This window comes from Acetoanaerobium sticklandii (assembly GCF_000196455.1).
In the GTDB taxonomy this organism is placed as follows: domain Bacteria; phylum Bacillota; class Clostridia; order Peptostreptococcales; family Filifactoraceae; genus Acetoanaerobium; species Acetoanaerobium sticklandii.
The window spans coordinates 1,679,063-1,705,140 of record NC_014614.1; the positions used below are offsets into that span (position 1 = coordinate 1,679,063).

The 26,078-nt window shown below is 31.0% G+C and carries 43 protein-coding genes; 9 read left to right on the plus strand and 34 right to left on the minus strand.

All coding sequences use genetic code 11. The annotated features are described in order from the left end of the window. Nucleotides 1-21: 21 nt before the first annotated feature. The 25 genes from CLOST_RS07815 to CLOST_RS13900 form a co-directional block, all read right to left on the minus strand. On the minus strand, nt 22-213 hold the full coding sequence (locus CLOST_RS07815; protein WP_013361746.1) for a hypothetical protein: 192 nt from the start codon (nt 211-213) through the stop codon (nt 22-24). A 141-nt stretch (nt 214-354) separates the two neighbouring features. After that, entirely contained in the window at nt 355-837 is a 483-nt protein-coding gene (locus CLOST_RS07820) for an RNA polymerase sigma factor sigma-70 region 4 domain-containing protein (protein WP_013361747.1), read from the minus strand. A gap of 39 nt (nt 838-876) precedes the next feature. Beyond that, complete coding sequence (locus tag CLOST_RS13885; protein ID WP_013361748.1) at nt 877-1,047, minus strand: hypothetical protein; 171 nt, start codon at nt 1,045-1,047, stop codon at nt 877-879. Nucleotides 1,048-1,055: 8 nt separating this feature from the next. Beyond that, on the minus strand, nt 1,056-1,511 hold the full coding sequence (locus CLOST_RS07825; RefSeq protein WP_081455104.1) for a DUF1064 domain-containing protein: 456 nt from the start codon (nt 1,509-1,511) through the stop codon (nt 1,056-1,058). Beyond that, nucleotides 1,465-1,716 carry a hypothetical protein gene (locus tag CLOST_RS07830; RefSeq protein WP_041487154.1) on the minus strand — a complete coding sequence of 84 codons (252 nt, stop codon included), beginning with the start codon at nt 1,714-1,716 and terminating at the stop codon, nt 1,465-1,467. The genes CLOST_RS07825 and CLOST_RS07830 overlap by 47 nt, the downstream gene beginning before the upstream one ends. A 1-nt stretch (nt 1,717) precedes the next feature. Further along, a complete protein-coding gene (locus CLOST_RS13890) occupies nt 1,718-1,870 on the minus strand; it encodes a hypothetical protein (protein ID WP_013361751.1) in 153 nt (50 codons plus the stop codon). Continuing rightward, nucleotides 1,863-2,105, minus strand: coding sequence for a hypothetical protein (locus CLOST_RS07835; RefSeq protein WP_013361752.1), 243 nt, complete (start codon nt 2,103-2,105; stop codon nt 1,863-1,865). Before CLOST_RS07835 ends, CLOST_RS13890 begins: the two co-directional genes overlap by 8 nt. A 9-nt stretch (nt 2,106-2,114) precedes the next feature. After that, nucleotides 2,115-2,468 carry a dUTPase gene (locus CLOST_RS07840; RefSeq protein ID WP_013361753.1) on the minus strand — a complete coding sequence of 118 codons (354 nt, stop codon included), beginning with the start codon at nt 2,466-2,468 and terminating at the stop codon, nt 2,115-2,117. 16 nt (nt 2,469-2,484) lie between these two features. Further along, nucleotides 2,485-2,901 carry a single-stranded DNA-binding protein gene (locus CLOST_RS07845; RefSeq protein ID WP_013361754.1) on the minus strand — a complete coding sequence of 139 codons (417 nt, stop codon included), beginning with the start codon at nt 2,899-2,901 and terminating at the stop codon, nt 2,485-2,487. 44 nt (nt 2,902-2,945) lie between these two features. Next, entirely contained in the window at nt 2,946-4,346 is a 1,401-nt protein-coding gene (locus tag CLOST_RS07850) for a DNA cytosine methyltransferase (protein WP_013361755.1), read from the minus strand. Nucleotides 4,347-4,411: 65 nt separating this feature from the next. Beyond that, complete coding sequence (locus CLOST_RS13895) at nt 4,412-4,561, minus strand: hypothetical protein (RefSeq protein WP_013361756.1); 150 nt, start codon at nt 4,559-4,561, stop codon at nt 4,412-4,414. A gap of 21 nt (nt 4,562-4,582) precedes the next feature. Next, nucleotides 4,583-4,945: a hypothetical protein gene (locus CLOST_RS07855; RefSeq protein ID WP_162091644.1), complete on the minus strand. Its 363-nt coding sequence runs from the start codon at nt 4,943-4,945 to the stop codon at nt 4,583-4,585. Nucleotides 4,946-4,973: 28 nt separating this feature from the next. Then, complete coding sequence (locus CLOST_RS07860) at nt 4,974-5,303, minus strand: hypothetical protein (RefSeq protein WP_013361758.1); 330 nt, start codon at nt 5,301-5,303, stop codon at nt 4,974-4,976. Next, the gene (locus CLOST_RS07865) at nt 5,303-5,677 is read right to left on the minus strand and encodes an HNH endonuclease (RefSeq protein WP_013361759.1); all 375 of its coding nucleotides are present in this window, start codon (nt 5,675-5,677) and stop codon (nt 5,303-5,305) included. The genes CLOST_RS07860 and CLOST_RS07865 overlap by 1 nt, the downstream gene beginning before the upstream one ends. 20 nt (nt 5,678-5,697) lie before the next feature. Next, complete coding sequence (locus CLOST_RS07870) at nt 5,698-6,507, minus strand: DNA adenine methylase (RefSeq protein ID WP_013361760.1); 810 nt, start codon at nt 6,505-6,507, stop codon at nt 5,698-5,700. A gap of 31 nt (nt 6,508-6,538) precedes the next feature. Further along, nucleotides 6,539-6,661 carry a hypothetical protein gene (locus CLOST_RS14160; protein ID WP_013361761.1) on the minus strand — a complete coding sequence of 41 codons (123 nt, stop codon included), beginning with the start codon at nt 6,659-6,661 and terminating at the stop codon, nt 6,539-6,541. Next, nucleotides 6,658-7,566, minus strand: coding sequence for a DUF4373 domain-containing protein (locus tag CLOST_RS07875; protein ID WP_013361762.1), 909 nt, complete (start codon nt 7,564-7,566; stop codon nt 6,658-6,660). The genes CLOST_RS14160 and CLOST_RS07875 overlap by 4 nt, the downstream gene beginning before the upstream one ends. A gap of 19 nt (nt 7,567-7,585) precedes the next feature. Continuing rightward, nucleotides 7,586-8,293, minus strand: a complete 708-nt coding sequence (locus CLOST_RS07880) for an MBL fold metallo-hydrolase (protein WP_013361763.1) — start codon at nt 8,291-8,293, stop codon at nt 7,586-7,588. 11 nt (nt 8,294-8,304) lie between these two features. Further along, nucleotides 8,305-9,195 (minus strand): recombinase RecT, encoded by an 891-nt coding sequence (locus tag CLOST_RS07885; protein ID WP_013361764.1) that lies wholly within the window; start codon nt 9,193-9,195, stop codon nt 8,305-8,307. Nucleotide 9,196: 1 nt separating this feature from the next. Next, a complete protein-coding gene (locus CLOST_RS07890) occupies nt 9,197-11,131 on the minus strand; it encodes an ATP-binding protein (RefSeq protein WP_013361765.1) in 1,935 nt (644 codons plus the stop codon). 31 nt (nt 11,132-11,162) lie between these two features. Then, nucleotides 11,163-11,366 (minus strand): hypothetical protein, encoded by a 204-nt coding sequence (locus tag CLOST_RS07895; protein WP_013361766.1) that lies wholly within the window; start codon nt 11,364-11,366, stop codon nt 11,163-11,165. A 40-nt stretch (nt 11,367-11,406) separates the two neighbouring features. Beyond that, nucleotides 11,407-11,877, minus strand: a complete 471-nt coding sequence (locus CLOST_RS07900; RefSeq protein ID WP_049779775.1) for a helix-turn-helix domain-containing protein — start codon at nt 11,875-11,877, stop codon at nt 11,407-11,409. Continuing rightward, nucleotides 11,834-12,076 carry a hypothetical protein gene (locus tag CLOST_RS07905; protein WP_013361768.1) on the minus strand — a complete coding sequence of 81 codons (243 nt, stop codon included), beginning with the start codon at nt 12,074-12,076 and terminating at the stop codon, nt 11,834-11,836. Before CLOST_RS07905 ends, CLOST_RS07900 begins: the two co-directional genes overlap by 44 nt. Then, nucleotides 12,077-12,256, minus strand: coding sequence for a hypothetical protein (locus CLOST_RS07910; RefSeq protein ID WP_013361769.1), 180 nt, complete (start codon nt 12,254-12,256; stop codon nt 12,077-12,079). Nucleotides 12,257-12,270: 14 nt separating this feature from the next. Beyond that, on the minus strand, nt 12,271-12,444 hold the full coding sequence (locus CLOST_RS13900; RefSeq protein ID WP_013361770.1) for a hypothetical protein: 174 nt from the start codon (nt 12,442-12,444) through the stop codon (nt 12,271-12,273). 63 nt (nt 12,445-12,507) lie between these two features. On the opposite strand from CLOST_RS13900, the gene CLOST_RS07915 reads away from it, so the two are divergent. Continuing rightward, the gene (locus CLOST_RS07915) at nt 12,508-12,714 is read left to right on the plus strand and encodes a hypothetical protein (RefSeq protein WP_013361771.1); all 207 of its coding nucleotides are present in this window, start codon (nt 12,508-12,510) and stop codon (nt 12,712-12,714) included. Between the two features lie 77 nt (nt 12,715-12,791). Here CLOST_RS07915 and CLOST_RS07920 read toward each other — a convergent pair whose 3' ends face one another. Beyond that, entirely contained in the window at nt 12,792-13,571 is a 780-nt protein-coding gene (locus CLOST_RS07920; protein ID WP_013361772.1) for an antA/AntB antirepressor family protein, read from the minus strand. Between the two features lie 28 nt (nt 13,572-13,599). Then, on the minus strand, nt 13,600-13,806 hold the full coding sequence (locus CLOST_RS07925; protein WP_013361773.1) for a helix-turn-helix transcriptional regulator: 207 nt from the start codon (nt 13,804-13,806) through the stop codon (nt 13,600-13,602). A gap of 175 nt (nt 13,807-13,981) precedes the next feature. Here CLOST_RS07925 and CLOST_RS07930 point away from each other — a divergent pair, with 175 nt between their 5' ends. From CLOST_RS07930 to CLOST_RS07965, 8 genes are all read left to right on the plus strand, one after another. Further along, complete coding sequence (locus CLOST_RS07930; RefSeq protein WP_013361774.1) at nt 13,982-14,362, plus strand: helix-turn-helix domain-containing protein; 381 nt, start codon at nt 13,982-13,984, stop codon at nt 14,360-14,362. Between the two features lie 59 nt (nt 14,363-14,421). Further along, entirely contained in the window at nt 14,422-14,937 is a 516-nt protein-coding gene (locus CLOST_RS07935) for an ImmA/IrrE family metallo-endopeptidase (RefSeq protein ID WP_013361775.1), read from the plus strand. Nucleotides 14,938-14,983: 46 nt separating this feature from the next. Continuing rightward, complete coding sequence (locus CLOST_RS07940) at nt 14,984-16,063, plus strand: type I restriction endonuclease (RefSeq protein WP_013361776.1); 1,080 nt, start codon at nt 14,984-14,986, stop codon at nt 16,061-16,063. A 102-nt stretch (nt 16,064-16,165) separates the two neighbouring features. Next, nucleotides 16,166-16,990 (plus strand): ZIP family metal transporter, encoded by an 825-nt coding sequence (locus CLOST_RS07945; RefSeq protein ID WP_013361777.1) that lies wholly within the window; start codon nt 16,166-16,168, stop codon nt 16,988-16,990. Nucleotides 16,991-17,141: 151 nt separating this feature from the next. Beyond that, the gene (locus CLOST_RS07950) at nt 17,142-17,531 is read left to right on the plus strand and encodes a hypothetical protein (RefSeq protein WP_013361778.1); all 390 of its coding nucleotides are present in this window, start codon (nt 17,142-17,144) and stop codon (nt 17,529-17,531) included. Nucleotides 17,532-17,566: 35 nt separating this feature from the next. Then, the gene (locus CLOST_RS07955; protein WP_013361779.1) at nt 17,567-18,016 is read left to right on the plus strand and encodes a hypothetical protein; all 450 of its coding nucleotides are present in this window, start codon (nt 17,567-17,569) and stop codon (nt 18,014-18,016) included. A gap of 88 nt (nt 18,017-18,104) precedes the next feature. Then, a complete protein-coding gene (locus CLOST_RS07960) occupies nt 18,105-18,860 on the plus strand; it encodes a hypothetical protein (protein WP_013361780.1) in 756 nt (251 codons plus the stop codon). A gap of 105 nt (nt 18,861-18,965) precedes the next feature. Next, nucleotides 18,966-20,591 (plus strand): recombinase family protein, encoded by a 1,626-nt coding sequence (locus CLOST_RS07965; protein ID WP_013361781.1) that lies wholly within the window; start codon nt 18,966-18,968, stop codon nt 20,589-20,591. On the opposite strand, the gene CLOST_RS07970 is transcribed toward CLOST_RS07965, so the two are convergent. From CLOST_RS07970 to rplS, 7 genes are all read right to left on the minus strand, one after another. Beyond that, nucleotides 20,566-21,630, minus strand: a complete 1,065-nt coding sequence (locus CLOST_RS07970; RefSeq protein ID WP_013361782.1) for a YifB family Mg chelatase-like AAA ATPase — start codon at nt 21,628-21,630, stop codon at nt 20,566-20,568. The two genes, CLOST_RS07965 and CLOST_RS07970, sit on opposite strands and share 26 nt — an antisense overlap. A 10-nt stretch (nt 21,631-21,640) precedes the next feature. After that, nucleotides 21,641-21,991 (minus strand): YraN family protein, encoded by a 351-nt coding sequence (locus CLOST_RS07975; RefSeq protein WP_013361783.1) that lies wholly within the window; start codon nt 21,989-21,991, stop codon nt 21,641-21,643. Beyond that, the gene (locus CLOST_RS07980) at nt 21,978-22,256 is read right to left on the minus strand and encodes an EscU/YscU/HrcU family type III secretion system export apparatus switch protein (RefSeq protein ID WP_013361784.1); all 279 of its coding nucleotides are present in this window, start codon (nt 22,254-22,256) and stop codon (nt 21,978-21,980) included. Before CLOST_RS07980 ends, CLOST_RS07975 begins: the two co-directional genes overlap by 14 nt. 3 nt (nt 22,257-22,259) lie before the next feature. Next, complete coding sequence (locus CLOST_RS07985) at nt 22,260-23,759, minus strand: DUF6240 domain-containing protein (RefSeq protein WP_013361785.1); 1,500 nt, start codon at nt 23,757-23,759, stop codon at nt 22,260-22,262. Between the two features lie 15 nt (nt 23,760-23,774). Continuing rightward, nucleotides 23,775-24,545, minus strand: a complete 771-nt coding sequence (locus CLOST_RS07990) for a ribonuclease HII (RefSeq protein WP_013361786.1) — start codon at nt 24,543-24,545, stop codon at nt 23,775-23,777. A gap of 97 nt (nt 24,546-24,642) precedes the next feature. Beyond that, nucleotides 24,643-25,629, minus strand: a complete 987-nt coding sequence (ylqF, locus tag CLOST_RS07995) for a ribosome biogenesis GTPase YlqF (RefSeq protein WP_013361787.1) — start codon at nt 25,627-25,629, stop codon at nt 24,643-24,645. A 73-nt stretch (nt 25,630-25,702) separates the two neighbouring features. Then, entirely contained in the window at nt 25,703-26,044 is a 342-nt protein-coding gene (rplS, locus tag CLOST_RS08000; protein WP_013361788.1) for a 50S ribosomal protein L19, read from the minus strand. Nucleotides 26,045-26,078 lie beyond the last annotated feature (34 nt).

Here is a 26,078-nt window from a genome sequence, read left to right on the forward strand (position 1 = left end):
GGTTCTTCTTTTAAATTATTATTATATTATGTTTTCTACATTGTCTTTTACTTCATTTAAAGTTTTAGTTATTTCATCTAAAAGCGATTTGTTATATTGTATATCCTTATCAAGCTTATCAATTTTTCTTTCAATATTCATATTATAAATATCATTCACAGTCCTTTGAATATTCTTTAATATTTCTAAACTTTCTCTCTCATATTCTGTCATAAAATCTCCCCCTATTTATATAATTAGTATAATTATATCAAATAAGAAATATTTTACAATATTTGTTAAAATATAGAATCCCACTTACAATTATAACTCCTTATAATCTAAAAAAAGTATCATATTTGTGTTGAAAATGTATTATAAAAGTATTGTCTGAAGTCGTGGACAATCTTTATTTAATGCATTCAAACCGAAAAAACATAGTTTTATTTTGTGTACAGCTCTTTTTCTAAGTACATTCACCTGACTAGGTGACAGATTTACGGAGAAGCATATACAATCCCGGCTTTCATCCTTAAAGTATTTTAGATCTATAATCTTTCTTTGAATTTCAGAAAGCTCATCTAGAGAACGCTCTATCATATCTATTTTAGTTTTTAGCCTTAATATATCTCTTTTAATACTATCTATCCTTTCGATATTTAAAACAGCCTTATCCTCAGTATTTTTTGATATAGAATATGTTTTACTTACATTTACTCTATCAAAATCTATTCCTTTAATATTATCGTGTTCAAAGTTCATAAGTTCTTGATTAAGTGTTATTAGATTTAACTTTAAGCACGGATATGAATATAATAGTTTTTCAGTTAATTCAAAGTAATCATGTTTTTCCATCATATCTAGCCCTCCCTCAAAAAAGAAAAATCCCAGGAAGAATTACTTATCCTGGGACTCTTGGTCCTCTACATTATTTATTTTTACTGTGTATGTTTGTTGATGCTTGCACCTTGCACATTTAAGATTAATATCAAAATCTCCATGCTCAGTTTTTATACTTACTTTTCCTAATAGCTTGTTACAAGACTTACAGCGAATTTCCTGTGTCATATAACCTCCTATAGTTCTCTAAAATCTATGTCTGGATACTTGTTTTTAAGTAATTTAACTTTAATAAGATAGTCCTTTGTCTTAAATCCCTTGGTATCTTCTAGCACCTTGTTTCCTGTCTTAACCTCTCTATACTCAAAGTCTCCAATATATTTTATAGCTCTTATCTTCTCACCCTTATACTCAAAACTTTCTTGAAGTACATATATAGGCTGTAGTACAAGGTTACTAATTTCTCCTACCTTCTCTAATAGCTTAAGCTCTCTGTATCTATTAGCTTCTTTCATGCTGTCAAAAGTTATTCCATCAATAAGTACTTTTTTATTACTATATTTGCTTTTTGTGTTATTTTGTTTATGGGGGATTGCTCCCCCGCCTTTTTTATTTTGAGTCTGCTTTACCGCTGCAACGGTTTTATTAGCAGGCTCTTTTTTTCTTTTTAGATAATCTTGATATTCTTCCATTGTCATTCTTATGGCCAATGTTTCTCACCCCTCTAGTTTGCTTAAGTGCTAATTCTGCTAGTAACCTTCTAAGAGTAGTACTTTCCACTTTGCCCCAGCTGCCATCTTCTCTTTTTCTTTGTGCGAAGCAGTCTGGCTTTCCATTTTCTAAGATTGAAACCTTGCTGATTCTATATTCAAAACTCTTAGTCTTAACACTAATCATTTCATTTCCTCCTAGCATGTTTGAATTTATGAGTGAACTTAGTGCACTTTGATTCTCTTGTATAGTGTTCTATCTCTCTTTCAATCATTCTTTTATTTAGCTTATTTAAGTACTGCATATGTGAAACTCTAGAAACAAATTCTTCTTTAGTCATTTGTATTCACCTCTGATTTACTGTCATACATAGCCTGAGCAGTTTCTCTTAGCTTAGTAATTCTTTTATCACCAAATTTAAATTCTTTTCTTAGTGCAGCTTCGATAAGTTCCTCAGTCTCATCGACATGTTGCTGTACTAATGATTCAAGAAATATTTCAAACTGTCCTAAAGACATTTTGTTTATTTGCTTATACCAGTTTCTTGTTTTCTCTCTCTTCTGGGTTCTGTTCATGATATCCTCCTAGTATCCGTTTTCCTGTCTTCTGAGGTTTTCTTGAAACTTTTCTAGGTAAGCTGTTTCTAAGTCTGCTCCTGAATATCCTAATGTGTGAGTTATCGATAATAGAAAGTGAAGAACATCTGCTAACTCTTCCAAGGTATTACCGCCTACTTTTTTATTATTTTTCCAATATTTGTGTAAATCCTGCTCATTACACACTTCTGCAAGTTCTACTACAAGCCCAAGAAGTCTATGAGTTATAAAATCTTTATGATCTAAATAAAATCCTAGTTTATCCGAGTGATTACTGTTGTAATTCTTAATAACAACATCATCCAGGTATTTCTGTTTTACAACTAATTGATTAAGGTCCATATATTCTACTCCTTATCTAAAAAGGTACATCAGCATCATCAAGAGCACGAAATCCATCTGAATCTAAACCCTCAGGTTCATATGTGTTATTTGTTTCAGGAGCCTTATTCTTATCTCCCCATTCTAGAAACTGTACATTTTCGGCAACTATCTCGGTAATGTATCTCTTTTCTCCTTCAGTAGTATCATAGCTCCTATTTTGTATAGAGCCTTTTACTGCTACCAGTCTTCCTTTAGCAAGATAGTTAGCACAGCTTTCAGCCTTTTTACCCCACACCTGAATCTTAAAAAAATCAGTCTTTTTATTTCCATCACTGCCCTGGTATGAGCGGTCAACAGCTATATCAAAATTAGTAACAGCGTTGCCTGATGAAGGAATGTATCTAAGCTCTGGGTCCCTCGTTAGCCTTCCTATAAGTATTACTATGTTCATAGAAACCTCCTCAATGTTAATTTTTGTTAATCAAATTAATTTACTTAAGCTTGTTTTCTTATATCAAACTCATGTACATTTGCTCTTACTAGAGCTTCAGCAAGCTGAGGACAAACACTGTTACCTACTCTTGCTACTTGTTTTGTTTTAGGATATGTTTTACCTGTATAATCCCTATCTATGATATAGCTATCTGGAAAGCCTTGAGCTTTGAATAACTCGTGTGGTTGAAGCATTCTCATTCCTATGTCAACTATTTTGTAGTCCTCTCCTTGTATAGTTACTAATCCAAATCTGTCTTTCGAAGTAATGGTGTGAAGAGGTTCAGTTAATCGTTGTCCAATATCTGCACCATAATACTTTAGCAAGAATGCCATCACTAGGTTCGACTTATCAATAGTTGTTATCGTTGCTAAAGGCATATCTATTTCATGTCCAACTGAGCTTTTAAAATGTCTCGCTATAAATGCAGTTACTAAGCCAAAACGATTATTAGTCGGTATTGTAGCTATAGGTTCATTTAACTTTTGACCTCTTACACCGTCTTCACTTGTTTCTGTATAGTAAGTCGCAATATATGGAGTAATTAAACAATGTTCTGCTTTTGTAGTAATAGTAGTAAGTGGAGTATCTAATTCATACTGTAGACCATCTTTTGCAAAGCCTGTCTGACCTATCCTTACTACAAAAGGTGTAGGATTATTTATTATAAATTTCTGAAATCCTTTTGCTATTCTTCTAAGAGTATTTTCAGCAAGTGGCTTTTTTCTATCAAAGATAGAAGGACATGGAATAGACCAATCAATGCATTCTGCAGCTGTTCTCCATGGATTAAGCAGTCCCATTCTTGCTTCAATCTGTTCTGGGTCACTATGAGTAGGTTTTGGCCATACAATAGGCTGTCCATCACATCTTGCTATCATGAAAAATCTCTTCCTAGTTGTAGGAGCTCCATAATCACACGCTCTTAGTTCTCTAAAGTCAATCTCATACCCTTGCTTTTCTAAAGCCTTTATAAATAATTCAAAAGTTTCACCTTTTCTTTTGGGGTCTGGATATCCATCTTTTATAGGTCCCCAGGTTTTGAATTCTTCTACATTTTCTAACATGATTATTTTGGGTTTAACTAGCTTTGCCCACTTAACAGCTATCCAAGCTAGCCCTCTTATATTTTTATCAACTGGTTTACCACCTTTTGCTTTACTAAAATGTTTACAATCTGGAGAAAACCATGCTAGGTCAACTGAATTTCCCTGAGTAACTTCTAATGGATCTACATCCCATACACTTTCACAATAATGCTTTGTATTTGGATGATTAGTTTTGTGCATAAGTATTGCATCTGGGTCATGGTTTATTGCTATATCTATATATCTTCCAAGAGCTGCTTCTATTCCTGTACTAGCTCCTCCACCTCCCGCAAAGTTGTCAATTATTAATCCCATGCTTTGCCTCCCTCTATCATTTTGCTGATGTTAGCAAAACGATAATTCACATTCTGGTTATTGCTTTACTCTTCGTCTTCAATAACATAAAATTCTTTCTTGCACTCTTCACATCTGTGTTTTGCTTTTAAAGGCTTATAGGATATATAATCGCTTCCACAAAAAGGACAATTTTCCACATGATCAGCAGTATATCCTTCAACATAGACATTCATTAAATTTTCCCTCGCCTTCTCCTATGCTGGCTCTATACAAACAACAATTGCTTTTATCCAATCATATTTTTTAACTTCTTCTACTGCTAAATCCTCTAAATCTTCTTGTGTTAAATCTGAATACTCTTGAAAATTGTTATCTATCCATTCGTCTACAAGCTCTTCAAATTCGTCAGATAAATAGAATCGCCCATCTTCGACATAATACTCATCAATTTCAGCGCTTCCCCATTTATTTAACCAGTAACCATAACTATCATCGTGAACGCACTCTGTTGCTACTAAAGGCACTATTGGTAAATCTGGATTATCCTTAATCAATTCAAATAAATGATTTATATTTTGTTTTTGCTTTTCTATTTTCATTCTTTTATCCTCCTTCACAATCTGGTTATATTGCGTACTGAATTATTTATTTGCTTTCAAAATATTCTTTTAAGAACTTATCCTTCTCTGATTTTCCGCAGCTGACACAAAGGTTTACATAACTCCATAAAGAGTTTCGATAATCTTCTATTACAACATTTTCTGTTTTGCATTTTTCGCAAGTCCCATATCTTGCTTTTTCGGTAGAATAATCTACTGTTATAATTCTGCTGGCGTAAAATTCTTTTTCACATTCCCCGCATTCCACTAATCCTATATCTTCTTCATTGCTGTTAATTTCCCAGCTATCTGAAAACTCATAGCCACAATAGGGACATACTATTTCTTTTGTATATTCATGATCTATTCTAGCCATTACTCTCCCTCGCTTTCTATTTTCTCGTAATAAAATTTGCCATCAAAAGGAGTTATATTAACAATTCCATAATCTAGTCCGACTTTGACTATATAATCTTTAGATATTCTTTCATGCAGGGTTTTTATATAATTTCTAAACTTTTCTAAATTCAAACTTCTCTTATAGTGATTACACCTTTTACAGCTTGGATTTAAATTAGATAAAGAATCTATATTCTCTCCTTCTACAAGTGCATCTATCCACTCTCTATGAGGTCTTATATGGTCTACTTGCATATCCTTATATTCAATAAGCTTGCCACAATATGCGCAATGCCCATTATATTTTTCGTGTACTTTTATCCTGTCTGATTTTTTAATGCTTTTTCTCATATATTCCTCGCTTTCTCAACCTATATGGCAGTATCAAAGCTTATCTGTTCATTTGGTGGTTCATAGTTCATCCAAATCACTTCGTTTCTATCTTCACCAAAGTATTCTGCCATTCCCTTAGTAGTTTTCTTATTCCAGCCAGTAAGCATTTCATCATAAATTTCAGATTGATATCCAGAAATTATAACTGGTCCTGGATGTTCAATTAATAATTCAAGTAATTCAATATGATCTTGTTCATTCATTTCGTGTTTGTATTGTTTTCCACTTCGTGTGCTTAATAAATACGGGGGGTCAGCATATATTAAAACATTTTGGTATTTATGACGCTTTATAAATTTTATTGCAGGTTGGCAATCGATTTGAACCTGTTTTAACCTGTCAACAATTCCAGCAATCCACTCAGGTAGTCTGTACCAGTTATAGGCAGCATACATATTTTCTCTACCTTGGACATCATTTTTCCATCCTACTTTGTATCCGTTTGTCCTAAATCCATGCCCTTGCCAACATCTAACCAAAAATCTTAATGCTTTTTCAAACTCATCATTTTCCTGTGCTATAAATGAATTATCATATTCTTTTCTACTGTATGGAGTAAGTGATATTAATCTGGCCAGCCTGTCGCTATCTTTCTTTATGCAATTAAAAAGGTTAACTACTTCATCATCCAAATCATTTACTGTCTCTATAGCACTTATTTTTTTATTAAAAAGTACTGCTCCACTTCCAAAATAAGGTTCAATATATGTGTGGTGCTTTGGAAAATTTGATATTATCCAGTCTGCAGTACTCCATTTGCTTCCTGGATACTTTAAAATTGCTCTCACATAAATTCCCTCCTCAAACTGTTACGAAATTCTAATTTAATCTATTAATCGCTGATAAATAAGCTTTCCCTGCCTGAATTGCTTTATCTAGCGGTAAATTCTTCTTGAAATACAGTTTGTCTATATATCTAAGTGCCTTATCTAAATTACTCATATAGAATCCTCACTCCTTGAACGATCTCTTTTATTTAAAAGCATTTCCTCCATTGATTCTTCAGTAACATCTGTATAAGAACCTTGTAATTTTAAAGAGTTCTTTGTATTTTTAGGTTTCTTATTATCATAGTTGCCTTCAAGTACTTTAATATAATTAGCTGGTTTAATTAGCCAATCAAAGGTTATTATCCATGATTTAGGATTCTGGCCATTTAAGAAAGTGGATGCTTTAATCTTGTCGATGCATATATAAATACTATTTCTGCTATGTTCTTTGAGTCTTGCCTTTAGAAGCAATAGTCTTTTATCTCTTATTTGAGTTAAATTTTGTAAATTTAATGAATTCCATGCTACTATTATGCTGTTCAGCTCTTCTGAGCTGATGGAAAACTCATTCGAGTTTGCCTTATCTTCTTTACTTTCCTTTACTTTACTTTCCTTTACTTTACTTTGTGTACTTTCTTCCTGAGTAAACTCAGTTTCCTCTGGAATTAATTCAGTTATTAACGGAGTAAACTGTGAATTTACTAATAAGTAGCGTTTTTCCATAACTATATTTTTTCGCTTAGAACTGACACATGCTGTTATATATCTCTTTTGAATACCTCTACTAGTTAATATTCCATGTCTTTCATAAATCTCATTATCGAATAAATTCCTTCTTAAACATGCATTAATTACGGAGTTAACTCTGTTTTTATCTGCGTTAATTTTGCGACTGAATAAAAGCTCTATATCATCATTCCATTCAATGAAATATCCATTAGCATAAATTTTCTGCCATAATTTTATTAGAATTGCAAACCCATCTAAACCACATTCTGCTTCTAAAAGTTCTACATCATCATCTATATTTACATCTAGTGGAAAATAATCTAAGCCAACTTTAAGCGGTCTAGCCATATCCCTTATCACCTCCTCCTTATGATTGAGCTATTATAAAATTTCCCTGGTAAACTTTCTTGATTTCGCTTTCAATAATATTTACATCTGAATTTCCATCACTTAGATGAAGTAGATATAGATTCTTTAAACTTTCGGTACCATTTGCTTTAAGAAACTCAATTACATTATCAAGGCCAAAATGTGACCTTCTAATTCTATTTGCAAGCTCAGGTAACATGTATCCGCTATTAATATTTCTAGTTAGAACCTCTTCACAGTAATTGCATTCAACTGCTATATGATTAAGTCCAGCAAACTTGTATCTGATGTAATATGTGTCTGTAGCAAATAAGAGTTTCTCTTTAGTCTCTTTTTCATATAAGAGGAACCCTAGTGGCTCATTACAGTCATGCTCTGTTTTAAACGCTAATATATTGAATCCTGCTATGCTTATCTGCTGCTTATCCATAACTTTTATATATCTATGGCCAGAAACTTTACACCCTTCAAATGTCCCTTTAGATGCATATACATCAATACCAGCTTTTGCTATATCCTTTATTGATTTAGAGTGGTCCTGATGCTCATGAGTTATTAGACATCCTTTTATATCTGATAAATCAAAATCTAGAGTTTCTTTAATCTTTTTAAATGGGATACCTGCTTCTAAAAGCAGGCTCCCTTCACTTCCTTTTACTAAATATGAATTACCTTTACTACTACTTGCTAATATTTGAAATTCCATAAGATACTCCTTTAGAATTCAGGTTCTATTTGTATTTGCTCAGCTGATTCATTAGATTCTGTATATTCAACATCTACAATAGGCTCAGGCTTATCAGGTTTATCTTCTTCAAAATCTATAAGTTCCCTATTTGCATTACTTGATATCTCTTTTTTCACTGGATCAATATCCTCGTTATCAGTGGTCTTGTTAAACTCTTCTAGAAGGATATCAGCATCATCTGAGGTATTAACAAACATCTTACAAGCTCTATTAATTACAGATTTCTTTGCCATTTCTTCACTAAAGTTTTTATGAGCTCCACTTGAACCTTTAGTAGCTCCTTGATTCCATGCTGCTTGTATTTGAGCTAGTGTCATTATTTCTGTATGAATAGGACCGTTATCACCCATAATCATTGCAAATGCACCTAAAATCTTCTTATTATCAATATTCTCAAACTTAGGGTTAAACTTTTTAATCCGAATAGTACCAGTTGCTATATCAAATTCTGTTTCTATTTCATCACCTTCATATATGCAGTAGGCTTTTACATCAACCACACCTTTGATTCTCTTAGTAACTGCTACTGTTCCCATGTAACTTCTCATAAGAGTAAGCTGGTCACCGTACACTACGAAATAACACTGGTTCTTTGCTGGAGATAATCCTTGAATAACCATGCTTAGCATTGCATTAGTTATTGAAGTTTTAGAACATACTTCAAGAGCTTTCTTTCCATTTCTATCCTTTGTTTCTAAAAGTTTTAAATAAGCACTTCTAACTGCATTTCCTAGGCTGTAATTAGGAGGTAAATTAATAGTACTTTCCTCATTAAGAACCTTTAAATTTTCTTGAACCTTTCCAATAAACTCATTTACCGTTTCTTTTTGTTCCACTAAATCTTTTTTTACCTCTGCCATGTTAAGCTACCTCCCTATTTTCAATTAGTTCAAATTTTAATTTTTCATCCTTGGTTACAACTAAATTAATTACTTGGCTTTTAATATCTACAATTTCATTTACTGACTCTCTATTATCAATAAAAATTGGTGCCTGGAACTTGTAGTAATCTGTAAGAGTATTTATGATATCTAGGCCTGCATTTATCTTCATAGCATTATTTAAATCCTCAAAAGGTACTCCGTTTACAGTTGCTATGAAGGTTTCATTTATTCCGCCATTTACTTGAGTTTCAAATAGCTTGAATTTTACTAGTCTGAACTTGTTATTTAGCTTTTCTTCCAGTAAATCTGACTTTGTGATTATGAATTGCTCACATAAGAACTCTTTCTTTTCCAGCTCTGCAATCATATTTGATAGTTCTCTTTCTCTTTCTTTAAGCTCAGTTACTCTTTTCTCGTTGTCTTTAGCAATGTCAATTTTAGCAATCTGCTTTGATATTTTATCTAGCTGATCATTAAGTTCTTTTACTTTTTCTGAGTTATCATTAGCACTTTGAAGCTCAAGGATATCTTTAATTTCTTGCTCTTTAATTTGAATTTGAAGAAGTATATCCTTGTATTCTTTAGACTCCGAAATATCAATTACTTTAAGCTGTTCTTCAAGGCTTTTTACAAGGTCAGCTTTGGCATGCATTTCATTTTTTAGAGCAGTTACAATTTCTTCTTTATCTTTTAAATCTATTGCATTTAATGCTTCTTCTGCTTTTAGCTTATCTGCCTTTATGTCCTTGCCTAATTGATTTATAGAGATAAGCTTTTTCTGATTATTAGAATTAAACTCATCTATATGCTTTTGAATCTCTTCTTCAGGAAGAACTTGATGGCATGTAGGGCAAATATTTGAGCTTTCATCAAACTTTAGATTTTTAACTTTCTCAAATTCAGCTCTTAAATCGGACAGCTTTTTATCAAATTCTTTTATATCTTCAGTTAGAGTCTTTACTTTTCTTGCTTCATCTTCTAAAGTGTCTTTATTTTGAAGGTATGCTTTTTTAATAGCAGCTCCTTCTTCCATTGCTGAATCAATTTTTTCTCTTAAATCCTTTGTGGCATTTTGCTCTAGTTCTACAAGTTGATTTTTATATAGAGATATTGAACCTTTAATGTTTCTGATTCTAAATTCATAATCCTCAGGACTTGAATCTTTTAAAGCTCTTATTTCTCCTTCTAAAGCCTTTTTACTTTCAAGTAATGTATTTATATCTTGAACATCTTCATCAATGCGTGAGAGTTCGTCTATTCGATAAGGGATTGATTTAATCTCTTCATTGAGTTTTCTTCTTCGAGCTGACATCTCCGCCTGTATATCCTCTATGGATTTATCTGATAAGAGATCCTTAAGCTCTAAAAGCTTAGAATTTTTATCAAATATTTCTTCAAGCTGTACTTCTCCACATATTTCAAGTGCTATCTGTCTTCTTTTCTTCCAGTCCACTTTAGTGTTAAAGTGCAGCGGGTTAGTTATGATTTTAAAAGTATCCTCATCTATGATTTCAGCTAAGAAATCTTTATATTCTTTAAGCTTCTTAGGAACTCCGTTTATAAAGTACTCTGTTGTATGGCCAGTAAGCTCAGAATCAGCTTGACCTCTTTTTTTAGTCCATTTTTCTTTATATGTCTTTTGAAGTTCAACATGCTTACCATCAAGTTCAATAACTGCTATTACTTCGTGCTCCATCATGTGATTTGGTTCTCCAAGTATATCCAGTGGCTTTACATTAAACTGACTAGAGTTTTGACTATCTTTATCGAATAGTAACCACATAAAAGCATCAAAGATAGTTGTTTTTCCTGTACCATTTTCTCCGTATACATTTAGGTCTTTTCCATCTATCTCAAGTGACAAATCTTTAATGCCCTTGAAATTTCTAAGTCTTAGGTTAATAAGTTTCATTTTATATTCCTCCTGTATTTATAATTTATTTTTAGGCCCATGTACCGTTTTCATAGTAGTGGTACCATTCCCCATTTCTTAGCTTTACACATACTGTATTATTTTCATCTAACCAAACTTTAGTGATTTTCATTCCAGCCTTATATTCGCTTCCTACACAATCGGTGTGTTTCTTGTTTACTCTATGCATCAATTTCTTTTGATCTTCAGTTAGATTCTCAATACCTATTATCATTTTGGACCTCCTGTGGTATAATATTTTTAGAGTTTTTTTCTTATGCCCTTTTGTGAGTTGCCGCTCGCGATGGGCTTTTTTCTTGCAATGAAACGATTAGATTTAGTGTTGATATTAATAAATCAAATAATTTTTCTTGTATAACTTTTACAGTAGCAACTTCTTTATCATCTATTACTTCATCTGAAACTACATCTATCAAATGCCTTAGCACGTCTTGGATATGACCTAGTGAACTTTGAAATGAAATTGTACTTCCAGATAGCTCTTTAAGGCATAATTCCTCAAGGTTTATACCAGGAGAAATATTTTTAAGATGCATTAGAGGCAACCATGATGCATTGTATTTTTCAGTCATAGCCACTACTATTTCATCCGGAACCTTATATTTGTTATTCTCGTAATCAGATAATGTCCTAATACTTATGTGTAGCAGCTCACTTGCATGTTCTTGTGTCAAACCAGCATTATTCCTGGCTACCTGATAGAAATTTAAGAAATCTCTTCGCATTAATATCTCCTTTCAGTCTTGATATAATTAAAATAAGAACTAAAATCGGTACAATATAAATAAGAAAAAAAATAATCGGAGATAATATCCATATGGATATAAACCTCAAAAATCCAGCTATTATTATCCCTCCATTTCCAAAGTATGCCGATAAAAAGTTAGCTACTCCTATCCAATCAACCTTCTCATAGAAAAACATCTAATCCCCCTCTCTTTGCTTAGCTGGCATTGGTGCATCCCTCAAAATCTCCAATGCCCTTTTTTGCATTTCTCTTTCTTCTGGTCCATCATGAAAAATTTCTCTTATAATAAAATCGCATCTTCCCCATCTTACTGTTCTTTCTCTTACAGTCATTGTTTTTGTAATTGTGTTATCCATTTCGCTCTCCTTTCCTAGTTGCTCTTATCAATAACAACTATGCTAAGTGGTCCTTCATATAAATATTCATTAGCACCTATCTTAATTTTGAATTCTTGATTACCTGACACTTCTAGAATGTCTACTATTCCTTTTCTAGTTGCTAGTTCCAGTACTAATTCTTTAATACTTATACTTTTCAAATCCATGATTATGCTCCTTTCTTCCAAATAATGTATGTGATAAACTCCTCTTAGAGAGGAGGTGAAAACATGAACGCAAGAATTAAATTAAAATCAGACATTCACTTTGACATAAATAATCTAAACAAAATAGTAAAAATAACAGATTCTGGTCCAAAAGAAATTCTAGATTTAAAAGCCTTTACTTTCTATAGTGGTTATACTTATTCATTTCAAGGCAATGAAACTTTATTAGTATCAGGCAATGAAATACAATGTATTTTTTTTAGTAATTAATATTGATGTATACAAGAGTGCAGTTGTAGCTGTGCTCTTGTAATCCCTTATCAAATCTTTCAAGTAAATAATCTTCTCTATTTGTGTTTTAAATAAAGCTTGTTAACTATACCTATATAAATCTCTTTAAGCCTTTTATCTTCCGCAATAACATCTAAAGCGTTGATTTTATCAACCTTGCTTTTGCACATTCCGTTAGTAAGTGCTCTCATTCTCATGTTCTCTACTCTTTGTTTTAAATTGCATCCTGCTTTTTCCTCTAGCATCTTATAGCTTTCTCTTTGTAAGTCTGAATAATTCTTACCTGCATCTGCAATAGCTCTAATTTTTCCTACTACATCTTTTCTCCAGTTATCAGATTCAGTTATAATAGTTTCTTTTATATCTTTGATAGTTTCATTTGCTTCCTGAGCTAATCGTTTAGTTTCATTTTGCTCAAGTTCAATTTTGGCTAATGAAGTGAATACATTTGCAAACATTCTTAGTTCTGGACTTAGCTTTTCAAAGTCTATGTGATTTGACTTGAATCTTTTTTCTGCTTCTATGAAGTACTTTCTAACTTGTCTACCTTTTTCAGTTCTTTGTATCATGCCAAGTTCTTTTGCCATATCAAGTTTCATTGCATGATCTGTTATTTTTCTTTTGCCACCGAAGGCTGTATCGTCATTCACAAAATTATGAAAAACGGAAAAATCAACACTTTCAGCAAATCCATACTCAATCATTCTGTCAAACCATTGAGTATATGGCTCTTTAATTTCTAAAAAGTCCCACAACTCTCTACCACTTACCAAGGTTTCTGAATTCTCATCTGAATAAATAGGCACTAATCCTTTTTCTAACAATTGGAAATTCATTTTTAAGCTCCTCTCTTATTTGTTAATTTTAAATTAACTTTTGTCCTAAAAAAATTTCTTCAATACTTTTCCCAAAATAATTTGCAATTGACAAAGCTTCGCTTAATTTAAAATCAATATTCCCATTAACCTTATCGTTGACTGTCTTTTCTGATACTCCTATTATTTTTGCTAAATCTTTCTGAAACATTTTATTCTCAGTCATTAATCCTTTTAGTTTTACTTGCTCAGGCATATTTCTATCCTCCTCTAATGTTTATTTTAAATTAACTTTGAATTTAGTATAGTTCATTTTAAATTAACTGTCAATACTAAAACAGTAAAAATATTAATTTGAAATTAACTTTGTTACTATTTATTTTAAATTAACTTATAATGATTAATATAGATATTTAAAAGGAGTTTTTTGGATGAATGATACATTTGGAAAAAGATTTAAAAGTTTAAGAGTTGAAAAAGGAATAACTCAAGACGAACTTGTAAAACAATTTAATGAAAAATATTTTTATAATTTTACTAAATCTTCAATTTCTATGTATGAAAATGATAAACAGGTACCAGAAGTAGATGTATTAAAAAAATGGGCAGAGTTTTTTCAAGTTGCTCTTGATTATCTCTTAGGTAACTCCGACATAAAAAACCCATACAAAGAAGCTCCCGAAAAAACAGATGAAGATATTGACCTTTGGCTTTCTAAAACAGATGGATATAAAGAGCTTCCGGAAGAAGATAGAGAATTAATATCTAATCTGGCTAAAAACTTGTTAGAGAAGCATAGAAAAGAAAAATAGCTTAATGTTATTTTTTTTAAACATATATTAGGTAAATTTACCTAAAGGTAAGGTGCATTATGGGACAATTAGAAAAATTATATCAACTAATTGAAGAAGAAAATATCAAGCTAGAGATTTTAGATTCTCTTCCTGATCATATAGATGGAATGTATTTAAAATCTGAATTTAGCTATCCAATAATTGTGATAAATAAAAAATTAGAAAATGACTCCATGAAATTTAAAATAGTTTTAGCTGAAGAACTTGGCCATCATTTTACATCCGTTGGTGACTCTAGAGTTATGTTTAACTCTTATACTAGAAGATTGCAACTGGATAAATCAGAAATAACAGCTTTAAAATGGGCCACTGAGTTTTTACTTCCTATCGACAGACTAAAAGAAGCTTTCTTAAAAATGCATAATAGACAGATTGATAGTGTGACTCAGGAGCTTGAGGTTCCCCATGAGTTTCTACTGGCTAGACTTAAGTTTCTATCTCATAAGTTCGATTACATTGACTTAGATGACAAGAAAGCAATATTACTTACTACTTTGCCTAACATATGTACAATAGAAAAATTATCTGAATAGTTTATTAATTGTTTATTTTATATAAAAATAATAGGAGGAGATTTATATGGGATTCGAAGAAAGTATTAAAAGTTTTGCTGACAGGACTAACGCAATAAAGAATAATATTCTAACTGAGGAAGCTACTAAAACATCACTTATTATGCCTTTCTTTCAAATTCTAGGTTACGATGTCTTCAATCCTCAAGAATTTACCCCAGAATATGTAGCAGATGTTGGTATAAAAAAGGGAGAAAAAGTTGACTATGCAATTTTGGATAATAATGGAGAACCAGTATTACTTATTGAAGCAAAATCTGTTAATGACATTTTAACTAAACATGATTCTCAACTGTTTAGATATTTTGGAACTACAAAAGCTAAATTTGCCATATTAACAAATGGAATTATATATAGATTTTATACAGATTTAGATCAACAAAATATAATGGATGAAAATCCTTTTTTTGAGTTAAATATGCTTGATTTAAAAGATTCTCACATAGTCGAATTGAAAAAATTTCATAAAGAAAACTTTAGCGTGGAAAGGATTATGGATACAGCTTCAGAATTAAAATACCTTGGATTAATAAGAAATATATTAAAAAATGAATTTAGTAATCCATCAGAGGATTTTGTTCGTTTTGTTTTGAATTCTGGTGTATACGAAGGAGTTAAAACTCAAAATGTGGTTGATAGATATACTCCTTTAGTAAAAAAATCTTTAAACTCATATATAAATGAACTAGTAAATGATAGAATTCAAAGCGCCCTAAATAAAGATGAAAATCAAACAAAAATAATTAGTGAAGATTTTGAAGTAGAAAATATTCCTGAGAATATCGATGATTACGATCAAATACTTACTACAGAAGAAGAATTAGAATCTTTCTATATAGTAAAATCAATCTTAAGAAATTCTATAGATGTACAAAGAGTCCAATTTAAAGATACTCTTTCTTATTTCGCAATATTAATCGATGGAAAAGTTACTAAATGGGTATGTAGAGTATTCTTAAAAGAAAATGTGAAATTTATCATAATTCCTGATAATGACAAGCAAAATATAAAATATCAAATTTCATCAGTGGATGATATTTATAATTTGGCTGATAATTTAATCAATAGAGCTAGTCAACTTATATAATAAGCAAACATAATAGAAATATCTCCAATGTCACTAAAAATTTATTTTTAGACTCAACAGCGAGTATTCATCTATATAAATATACTACTAGGAGGAAATCAATTGATACTTTTCTTTGAAAAATTCGGTCCAGTTGAACAAGCCCTAATAGGAACTCTATTCACTTGGGGCGTTACAGCGCTTGGCGCATCACTTGTTTTCTTTTTTAAATCAATAAATAAAACTATTCTTAATGGAATGCTTGGATTTGCTGCTGGGGTTATGATAGCAGCAAGCTTTTGGTCATTACTTTCTCCTGCAATAACTATGGCTGAAGAACTCGGACAAATAGCATTTCTTACTGCTGCAATTGGATTTTTAGGCGGAGGAGCATTTTTATATTTAGTTGATAAATTATTACCCCATCTACATATGGGATTAGAAACTTCACAAGCTGAAGGTGTTAAAACAAATTGGCAAAGAAGTGTATTGTTAGTTTTAGCAATTACCCTTCATAATATTCCAGAAGGACTTGCTGTTGGAGTTGCATTTGGAGCCGTAGCTGCAGGAACTGGCAGTTCAGCTTCACTAGCTGGAGCTATAGCTCTTGCAATTGGTATAGGTTTACAGAACTTTCCTGAAGGAGCTGCTGTTTCAATACCACTCAGAAGAGAAGGTTTTAGCAGAACAAAATCATTCTTATATGGTCAAGCATCTGGGATAGTTGAGCCTATTGCAGGTGTAATCGGAGCCTTTGCTGTCGTGAAGATGCAGCCTATTTTGCCTTATGCGCTAGCATTTGCAGCTGGAGCTATGATTTATGTTGTTATTGAAGAACTTATTCCAGAAGCCCAACGTGAAGAAGGTGGCTCAAAAACTGATATAGCCACAATAGGTTGTATGATTGGATTTACTATCATGATGATTCTAGACGTTGCTCTTGGTTAATCAATCATTATAATATTAATAATTTACTCTATACATTAGTATTAACATAACAAAATTTAGCCAAATAAATTTAAAGTGACCATAAAAATTATCAAAATATCAGTTAAAATTTACTTTTCATGATAACATTCATTAAATTAGAGGTGCTATAATGATTATTAGATATATCCATAATAATTATCAATTTTGTATATCTTTAGTACTTAGCTTGATAGGAATAGGCGTATCGTGGTATATTGCAATAATTTCAAATAGTCTTCAGGACAAATTAGTAGAATATAAGTACAATGCTACGTTTATAGCAAATCTAAATTCATTAATTTCTGATATAAATATATATATAAACGATTCAGAAGAACTTGTGAATAACATAGACATAGCAAGAAAAATATCTTCTTTTAATATTTATAAAGATGAGTTTAAATCCCAAGAATTTATTTATAAAAAATTTACTGATTTGATTCAATACTTTGATAATATATCTAATAAAGAACTACATAAAATAAATTTAGAAGAATTTAGGACAAAATTTATAATTTAAAAGGTATATTAGACAAAAAGAAAGGAGAATTATAAATGTTCAAACATCAAGATTTAGTTTTAAAAATGTTGTCTTCAACTAAAAATAATGATTTATTATGGAACCAAATAGATAGTTTAGATAATATTTCTTTAATACTAAAAGAAGATGCTTTTAAATATTATTCAATAAAATACCTACATCAAGGTAATAAAATTCAAGAATGGAACTTATATAGTGGAAATATCTATCATTTAAAAAATAAAAATTTTGACTTTTATCTTTTTAAGATTGATTTAATACTTAAATTTTTTAATTTTGAATATGATTTATATGAGTATTATGATAAAAATTGTGTTTTTTTATATTCAATAGACAAAAATAATATGTCTAAATATTTAATTGGCACAGATAATGACGATCCTAACATTTCAGATTTATTTATAAACGCTTGGGAAACCTCTATAAAATCAAATCCTCCAGATTTCAGTAAACTAGAATGGTAGGATTATATTATAAAGTTTGATTACAAACATAATTTTATGATTTTTAAGGAAAACTAAAAAGTTCAAATTTAAAACGAGAAGGTTTATTATGCCTAAAGAAATTTTAAATAATATTATATCATTCTTATATCTTTTTGCTTTACCGATAATTTTATTATTATTATTAGAAATTCTGAAAACTATTATTTTAAAAAAAGAGTCTATAATAACTCTGTTAAAAAGACTCTGCTCACAAAGAGAGATTTTATTTGCTATATTATTTTCTTTTATAGTGTTATTTCTTAATTTTTACTTTACAAATTGGGTTTCGAACTCTTTTGTTATTATATTTGTCTACTTAGTATTTTACATTATATTTTCAATAGCGAAATTTGTAAAAAAATCATATATTAATTTAAAAATCAAAAAACTGTATTATATTTATCGAGACTGTGAATATATAAATAGGATATTAAATATTCATATAAAAAATTATACTTATGAAGATACTTATAAAAATCAAGATTATATAACAAAACTATATAAATACCCTGAGCATGTTATAATCTTCTTTTTAGAAAATCTAAAATCATATTCAAATAATAATAATTCAACTATAATGGCTCTAATTTTTTTAATGATAGGATCAATTATGGGTAATCCTATTAATGAAAATTTATCTGAATTTATAACTGATGATTTTTTAGTGAATTTACTTTTACCTATCCTTACAATAACTATATTTAGCGCTTTCTTTTATATTTGGGTTTATTTTGTTATGTTAATTGTTGATAATGAAGAAAGCGAGATTGATAAAAAAATAAATTTATTAACGCTTCATTTAAATAATATAGATACTAGTTAGCGCAAAACTATTGATTAATTTTTTAATATATTATTAATTTAAAAGCCCTAGGGCTTTTCTTTTTAACTTCACCCCGAACATACGTTTATTCGAAAGGAGAATAAAATGAAAATAGCAATTTACTGCAGAGTATCCACTGAAGATCAAGCCGAAAGGCAAACAATTGAAAATCAGATAGTATTTGCTGAAAAGTATGTGGATTTACATGAGATGGATGTATTCACTTACTACCGTGAAGATGGTATTACAGGAACTATACCTCTTTATGAAAGGCCAGAAGGAACTAGGTTGCTCCAAGATGCAAAAGAAAAGAAGTTTGATACTTTGCTCATATATAAACTAGACAGGCTAGGAAGAAGCGCTAGAATCATTTTAAACAGTATTCATGAGCTTGAGGCTCTTGGTATTCAAATCAAATCCATGACAGAGCCCTTTGATACTTCATCTCCTGCAGGTAGATTTATGATTACAATGCTTGCTGGTGTTGCTGACCTTGAAAGAGAAACTATACTTGAAAGAATGTGGCATGGTGCAAATAGAGCTGCAAGAGATGGAAAATGGCTAGGTGGAATTGTACCCTATGGATATTTTGTAAATGAAAATAAAGAATTAGAGATAAACAATAATTTACTCGAAGGTTTTTCTATGTCTGAAACTCAGGTAATTAAAATTATTTTCGATAAGATTGGAAATGAAAAATGGTCCACCATAAAAGTGTGTGACTACTTAAATGCTCTAGGAGTCCCTACAAGCTACGCAAAAGCAAATCGTAAGATAAATAGTAAAGATGGTAAAAGAAAAGTAGCTACGGCTAATTTATGGCGACCAGGACAAGTTTTAAGGATATCAAAGAATACTACTTACAAAGGAATACACACCTATGGCAAAAGAAGTAAAAAAGAAAGAGAACTGATTGAAAGAGAAGTACCTGCCATAGTGGATACTGAGCTTTGGGAAAAAGTTCAGAAACAATTGAAAGATAATCAAGCGGAAAGTTTTAAAAATAAAAGTAGAGACTTTTTATTATCAAGTATCGTTAAATGTGGAGATTGCGGACTAACGTTTATTGGTAGCAACGATAGAAAGACCAATAGAGCTTTTTATAAATGTATTGGAAAGCAGAACTATAAAAATCCTATAGAGAATAAAAAGTGCGAATCTAAAAATATCCCTGCAGATTATTCTGAGAATATGGTTTGGGAAGGCTGCTTGAATTTTATTAATGATCCAGGCAAGGCTGTAGTAGAAATAGAGAAAAATATTAAATCTAATAAAGAGAAATTTGTTAATACAGAAGTTGAAATAAATATGCTAAATGCATCTCTATTAAAAAAAGAAAATGAAAAAGAATCGATATTAGACTTATATAGAAAAAAACTTATCGATTCAAAAGATGTTGAAATTCAATTATTAAATATTCAAAGTGAAAAAGCTCAGATAGAAGAAAAAATTAAAGAGCTAAATCAAATTAAAGATACTACTAATCAAATGCTAGCATCCGTTAATTCTGCAACTGAATTCTTAAACTCACTTAAAGAGAAATCTATTGATGCTGACTTTAAAACTAAGCGAGAGATTATTAAATCACTAATAAAAAAAGTAACAGTAATTACTAATCATGACTTGCCAAGAAAAACAGCTACTCTTCAAATTGAGTACAATTTTTCTGGCAATAATAATTATAGTGTGGAAAAAATCGAGGGTGTTACACACACGGACATGGATTCATAGCGGCAATCAAAATAAAATCCGAAGGGTAAGTATATTTATTATTTAATCTTGAAATTGAAACCTTTTTGTCTTCTAGTGGTTGCCTAAGGCCCTCTACTAATTTTTTATCAAATTCTAGAAACTCATCCATAAATAATACACCATTATGAGATAATACTACTTCTCCAGGATTGCTATTGTGCCCTCCCCCTATAAGAGAGGCATAGGTTATTGTATGATGAGGTTGTCTAAATGGTCTTTTCCTCATTTTAATTTCTGATGGAATATGACCTAAAAAGCTATAAATTTGGCTTACTTGAATAAATTCCTCATTATTAAGCTCTGGCATTATAGTGTTAAATCTTGCTGCTATCATTGTCTTGCCAGAGCCAGGTGGTCCTATCATAAGCAAATTATGAAATCCCGCAGCCGATATTTCTGCTGCTCTTTTTACTAATTGACAGCCTTTCACATCTTTAAAATCAAGAAGATTATCAGGTTCTTCGTGGATTTTTTCATTTAAATTAATTTCATATTCTATTGATTTCTTCTCCACCAAATAATCATAAACTTCTTTTAGGGTTTTTAAAGGTAATATCTCTATACCCGGAATCATTGAGGCTTCATGAAAATTTTCAAAAGGGATAATAACCTTTTTTATTTTTGAGTTTTTTAGTAATCCAAGGATTAATGCAGTGCACGCCTTTATAGGTTTTAATTTTCCATCTAGTGATAGCTCTCCTATAAAAGCAATATCCTCAAACTTATCTTCAGCTATATTTTCGACTTCTCTTAGAATGGCTAAAGCAATAGCTAAGTCATAGTGAGAGCCTTCCTTTTTTATATCAGCTGGAGATAAGTTGACTATAATTTTTTTATTTGGATATCTAAATCCACTGTTGCACACTGCTGATTTAATTCTCTCTTTTGATTCTTTAACTGCTGCGTTTGGCAAGCCAACTAAAGAAAACCCCGGTAAGCCTTTGGTCATATCCGCTTCTACTTCTACTATATACCCTTCTATTCCAGATGTTCCTGCAGAAATAATTTTAAAAAACATATCCGCCCCCTTAAAAGCAACCAATTATATGATTGATATTTTTAGTATCAAAATATATTTCAACAACGTCAAATGATATTTCTTCATATATTAGGTTAGTTTGGTTTAGGTAAACCTCGGCTGCCAATCTAATCTTATTTTGTTTCCTAGCATCTACAGCTTCATGAGCATACCCAAAATCTATTGTGGTTCTAGACTTCACCTCAATAAAATTCACTATATTATTTTTATAGGCAATGATATCAATTTCTGCTGCCTTTATTGCAAAATTTCTATCTAGTATCTCAAATCCACAGTTTTTGAGATAGTTTACTGCAATATCTTCTCCTAGCTTTCCTTTTGCGTAATTATTGGATTTCATCAGCATCAACTCCTGCAATAAAAGCTAAAATTTGCGCCACAGCTTCATAGAGCTCTTCTGGAATAAATGAATCAATTTCCATTGCACTTAGCTGACCTGCTAGTTTTTCATCTTGATATACAGGTATATCGTTCTCCTTTGCTTTTTCAATTATTCGTTTAGCTACTTCTCCTTGCCCTTTTCCTACAATCTTTGGGGCTATAAACTCATTCATATCGTATCTTAATGCAACAGCAGTTTCCTTGCCTTTAATTTTTCTTTTCATAAATTACACCCAAGTTTCAAAAGATTTTGAGTCAATATTTTTATACACCACATCATCTAGGATTTGCGAGTCATTGATATTTTGAATTTCCGTTGACAATAAAACACCTGTAAATCCTATAGAATTTAATCGTTCTTTCAGTATAGGGATAGCCTTTTTAAATTTATCTTCGACTTCTTTGCTTTTTGTAGCTATATTAACAGAAATATTGTTCATATCTTTGTAGTTTAACATCGCTTTAACATTCCCTAGCTTGTGAGTTTCAATTGAAAATGCAACAGTTATTCCTTCTTCTCTAGTCTTACTTTTTTTATTTTTTTTCATATAATACTGAGCTATATTTTCGTATTTATCAATCTGAAAAGGAACAACTTGATAGAAGATATTCTTCGATAAATCCTTTAAAAGCTCTAATTTCGGCATAATTTCCTTCTCCAGCTTTGTAGCTTCTTTTGAGCCCGGCTCCAGTGAAGCTAATATCTTCTCAAGCTCAGATTCTATTTTATTTAAGTCTAGTTTTATATCCTCTGATCCAAGCTTAGTTTTTAAATCTAGTTTTTTTACGACCATATCCACTAAATCAGGCTGCTGTTGGATTTTAATGCTATCATTTTCTTTATCTGATAATTTATTTAAAGCATTATCTTTACCCAAGATATCGTCCTTAGGTTTGAAAGCTAATTCTTTAAATAAGTCCTCTTGAGCTTTTGGAGCTATATTACTCACTTCTAAAGCTTTTCCTTCCTCTGACTTCGTATTTAAATTTAATTGCACATTTTTATTATCTATTACTAAGGGTTTTATATCTAAAATATCTATATCCTTATCAGCAATTTTTTGCTCTATATTAGCCATAGCCTTTAAATTCTTGGGATTCACTTCTAAATTTAAGCTTTTTAGTATGATAATATCTTTTAATCCCAATTCTTTCGGTAAGGCTGATTGCTGAGATGACTTATTGACAGCAGTAGCTTCTTTACCGTCTTGGAACAATCTAACAATGTTATCTAATGGCATATCCTCTTGCCCTGCAGATAGCTCTCCTTGTAGATTTTGAAGCATTTTAAGTGATAAGGATAAATCCTTAACTTCCTTAAAGCTATCTATTGTAACTGGGATTCCAGATTTAATCATTTGTCTTACTATTTCTTTGTTTTCTGAATTAACAGTTTTTCCAAGCTTAGTCAGTAAATCTTCGACCTTTAAATCCTTTATAAGATTCTGCTTTTTTTCATCTAGTTGAGGTTTTAAAAAGATTTGACCTTCTTCATTAAATAATACAGTAAATAGCATTTCTTCCCCAATGAAATTTTCCATTGGAATAGTAGTGTTCGCAACAAATTCTTTACCAGTCGACGTTTGAATAAGTACCATATTTTGGTTTACATCAATTACTCTACCCCTTACGTTTTCTCCTCTATTATTAAATTCAAAAGAATCAATATTACTCTTATTTAGTATTAGTTCTGGGCGTATACTGTTAGAACCTATATCTATTCTCAAAATATCACCTTTTTCTTAATATATATTCTTCAAGAAGCTTAATCTATGAATCGGCGTAATTCCATATTTATTTATAGCTTCAATGTGTTCTTTAGTGCCATAGCCCTTATGTTTATCAAATCCATACTGGGGATAAATCTCTGCATATTGCTTCATAATTTTATCTCTTGTCACTTTTGCTAAAATGCTAGCACATGCAATACTTATAGATTTTGAATCTCCTTGAACTATACATCTTTGAGGATGATTTATATCAGTTATTTGCTGATTCCCATCCACAATAATAAAATCAGGCCTTTGTGAAGCCATTGCAATAGAACGCTTCATAGCTAGAAACGTTGCATTTAGTATATTATATTCATCTATTTCATTGCTATCTGAAATTCCAATTCCATATATAATATCAGAATTTACGATAGTATCAAAAATCCTATCTCTATTTTTTTCACTGACTTTTTTTGAATCGTCAATTCCATCAATCATAGGATTTTTATCTAAAATAACACAAGCTGACACTACTGGCCCAGCAAGGGGTCCTCTTCCAGCTTCATCAACTCCTCCAATTTTTTTATAGCCTTCTGCAAATAGAGTTTCTTCAATAATAAACATATTTTTTAAGCGCTCTTCTTCTTTTCTAACCGCATCCAATTTTTTTGATAAAGACATCGCAAGTTTCTTTACTGATTCTCTTTTATCTTTAGATAAAATATTAATATAACTCAAATATTGATCGTAGCTACTGGTTTGCACTATATCTTTAATTTCTTTTACACTTAAGTTTTCCATAATATACCTCATTTTTTAGTCTTATAACAATATTATCAATAAAAGCCAATAAAAAAAAGCCTCACTTTAATTAAGGCTTATCTTATTTATACAAATATTAAATTGATTTAGGTGTTTCAAGTGTTATTGTCCCTAGCTTTCCAGCTCTAAACTCCATTAGTAATGAAGACGATAGTCTAAAATAATCCACTTGATTTCCAGGTAGGATATAACCTCGCTTAAAAGCTATAAAATCTGCTATTGCTATAGCCTCCATATCGCTTATATCTTTATCAAGTTCAAATCTTTCGCTGAAAATTTGAGGTTTAATTTCTTTTAGGTACTTAATTAATTCCATAGCTATTTCTTCTATTTCCATGACTTGATCTTTTATAGAACCAAGAAAAGCTAGTTTCATAGCCACACTTTGGTCTTCAATCTTAGGCCATAGGACTCCTGGAGTATCTAAAAGTTCTAAATCTCCTTTTAGTTTAACCCACTGCTTGCCTTTTGTAACCCCTGGTCTATCACCAGTTTGAGCACTTTTCTTTCCTACGATTCTATTTATAATTGAAGACTTTCCAACATTAGGAATACCTACTACCATTACCCTCAATGCTCTTTTTCTTCGACCTTTGCTTTCTAGCTTCTTATATAAGTCCTTGGATTTATTATTTAAAGATGCCAGCAATTCGTTAAGTCCCTTACCTGTTAAGGAATTTATCATAGCAGATTCATGCCCTTTTGTCTTATAGTACTCAATCCATTGCTGTGTTTTATTAGAATCAGCTAAATCTTCCTTATTTAATACTACGACCTTCGGTAAATTTTTTACCATGTCATCAATATCAGGATTACTTGTGCTGTATGGCGCTCTAGCATCTACAATTTCTAAAACTACATCTACTAATTTAATATTTTCTAAAATTTGTTCTTTAGTTTTCTTCATATGTCCAGGATACCAGTTTATATTCAAATCAGAATCCTGAGAACTAGATTTATTAGCTTCATCCGCCTTTAAATCTTTTACCTTGTTATTTTTCGTACTAGGCTTGCGTGATGATTTTATAACAGGCTTGTTCACTTTACTATTATTTTTTTTCATGTTATCCCTCATCTCAAAGCTTTTTGTATATACAATAAAAAGGACTGAATAAACAGTCCCTTTATCAAAACTACTATTTAGCTTCTTTAACTTTAGCTGCTTTACCTACTCTATCTCTTAGGTAGTTAAGTTTAGCTCTTCTTACTTTACCTTTTCTAGTAACTTCAATTTTTTCAATGCTTGGAGAATGAACTGGGAAAATCTTCTCTACTCCAACACCAAAAGAAATCTTTCTTACTGTAAAAGTTTCTCTTACTCCACCATTTTGTCTTTTAAGCACAACGCCTTCAAAGATCTGAATTCTCTCTCTTTTTCCCTCTTTTACTCTGATATGTACTTTAACAGTATCACCAGCTGAGAACTGAGGTAAATCTGATTTTAATTGCTCTTGCTCAATTGCCTTAATAATTTCCATTTTTCTTCCTCCTCATAAAACGTTCTTAATGCAA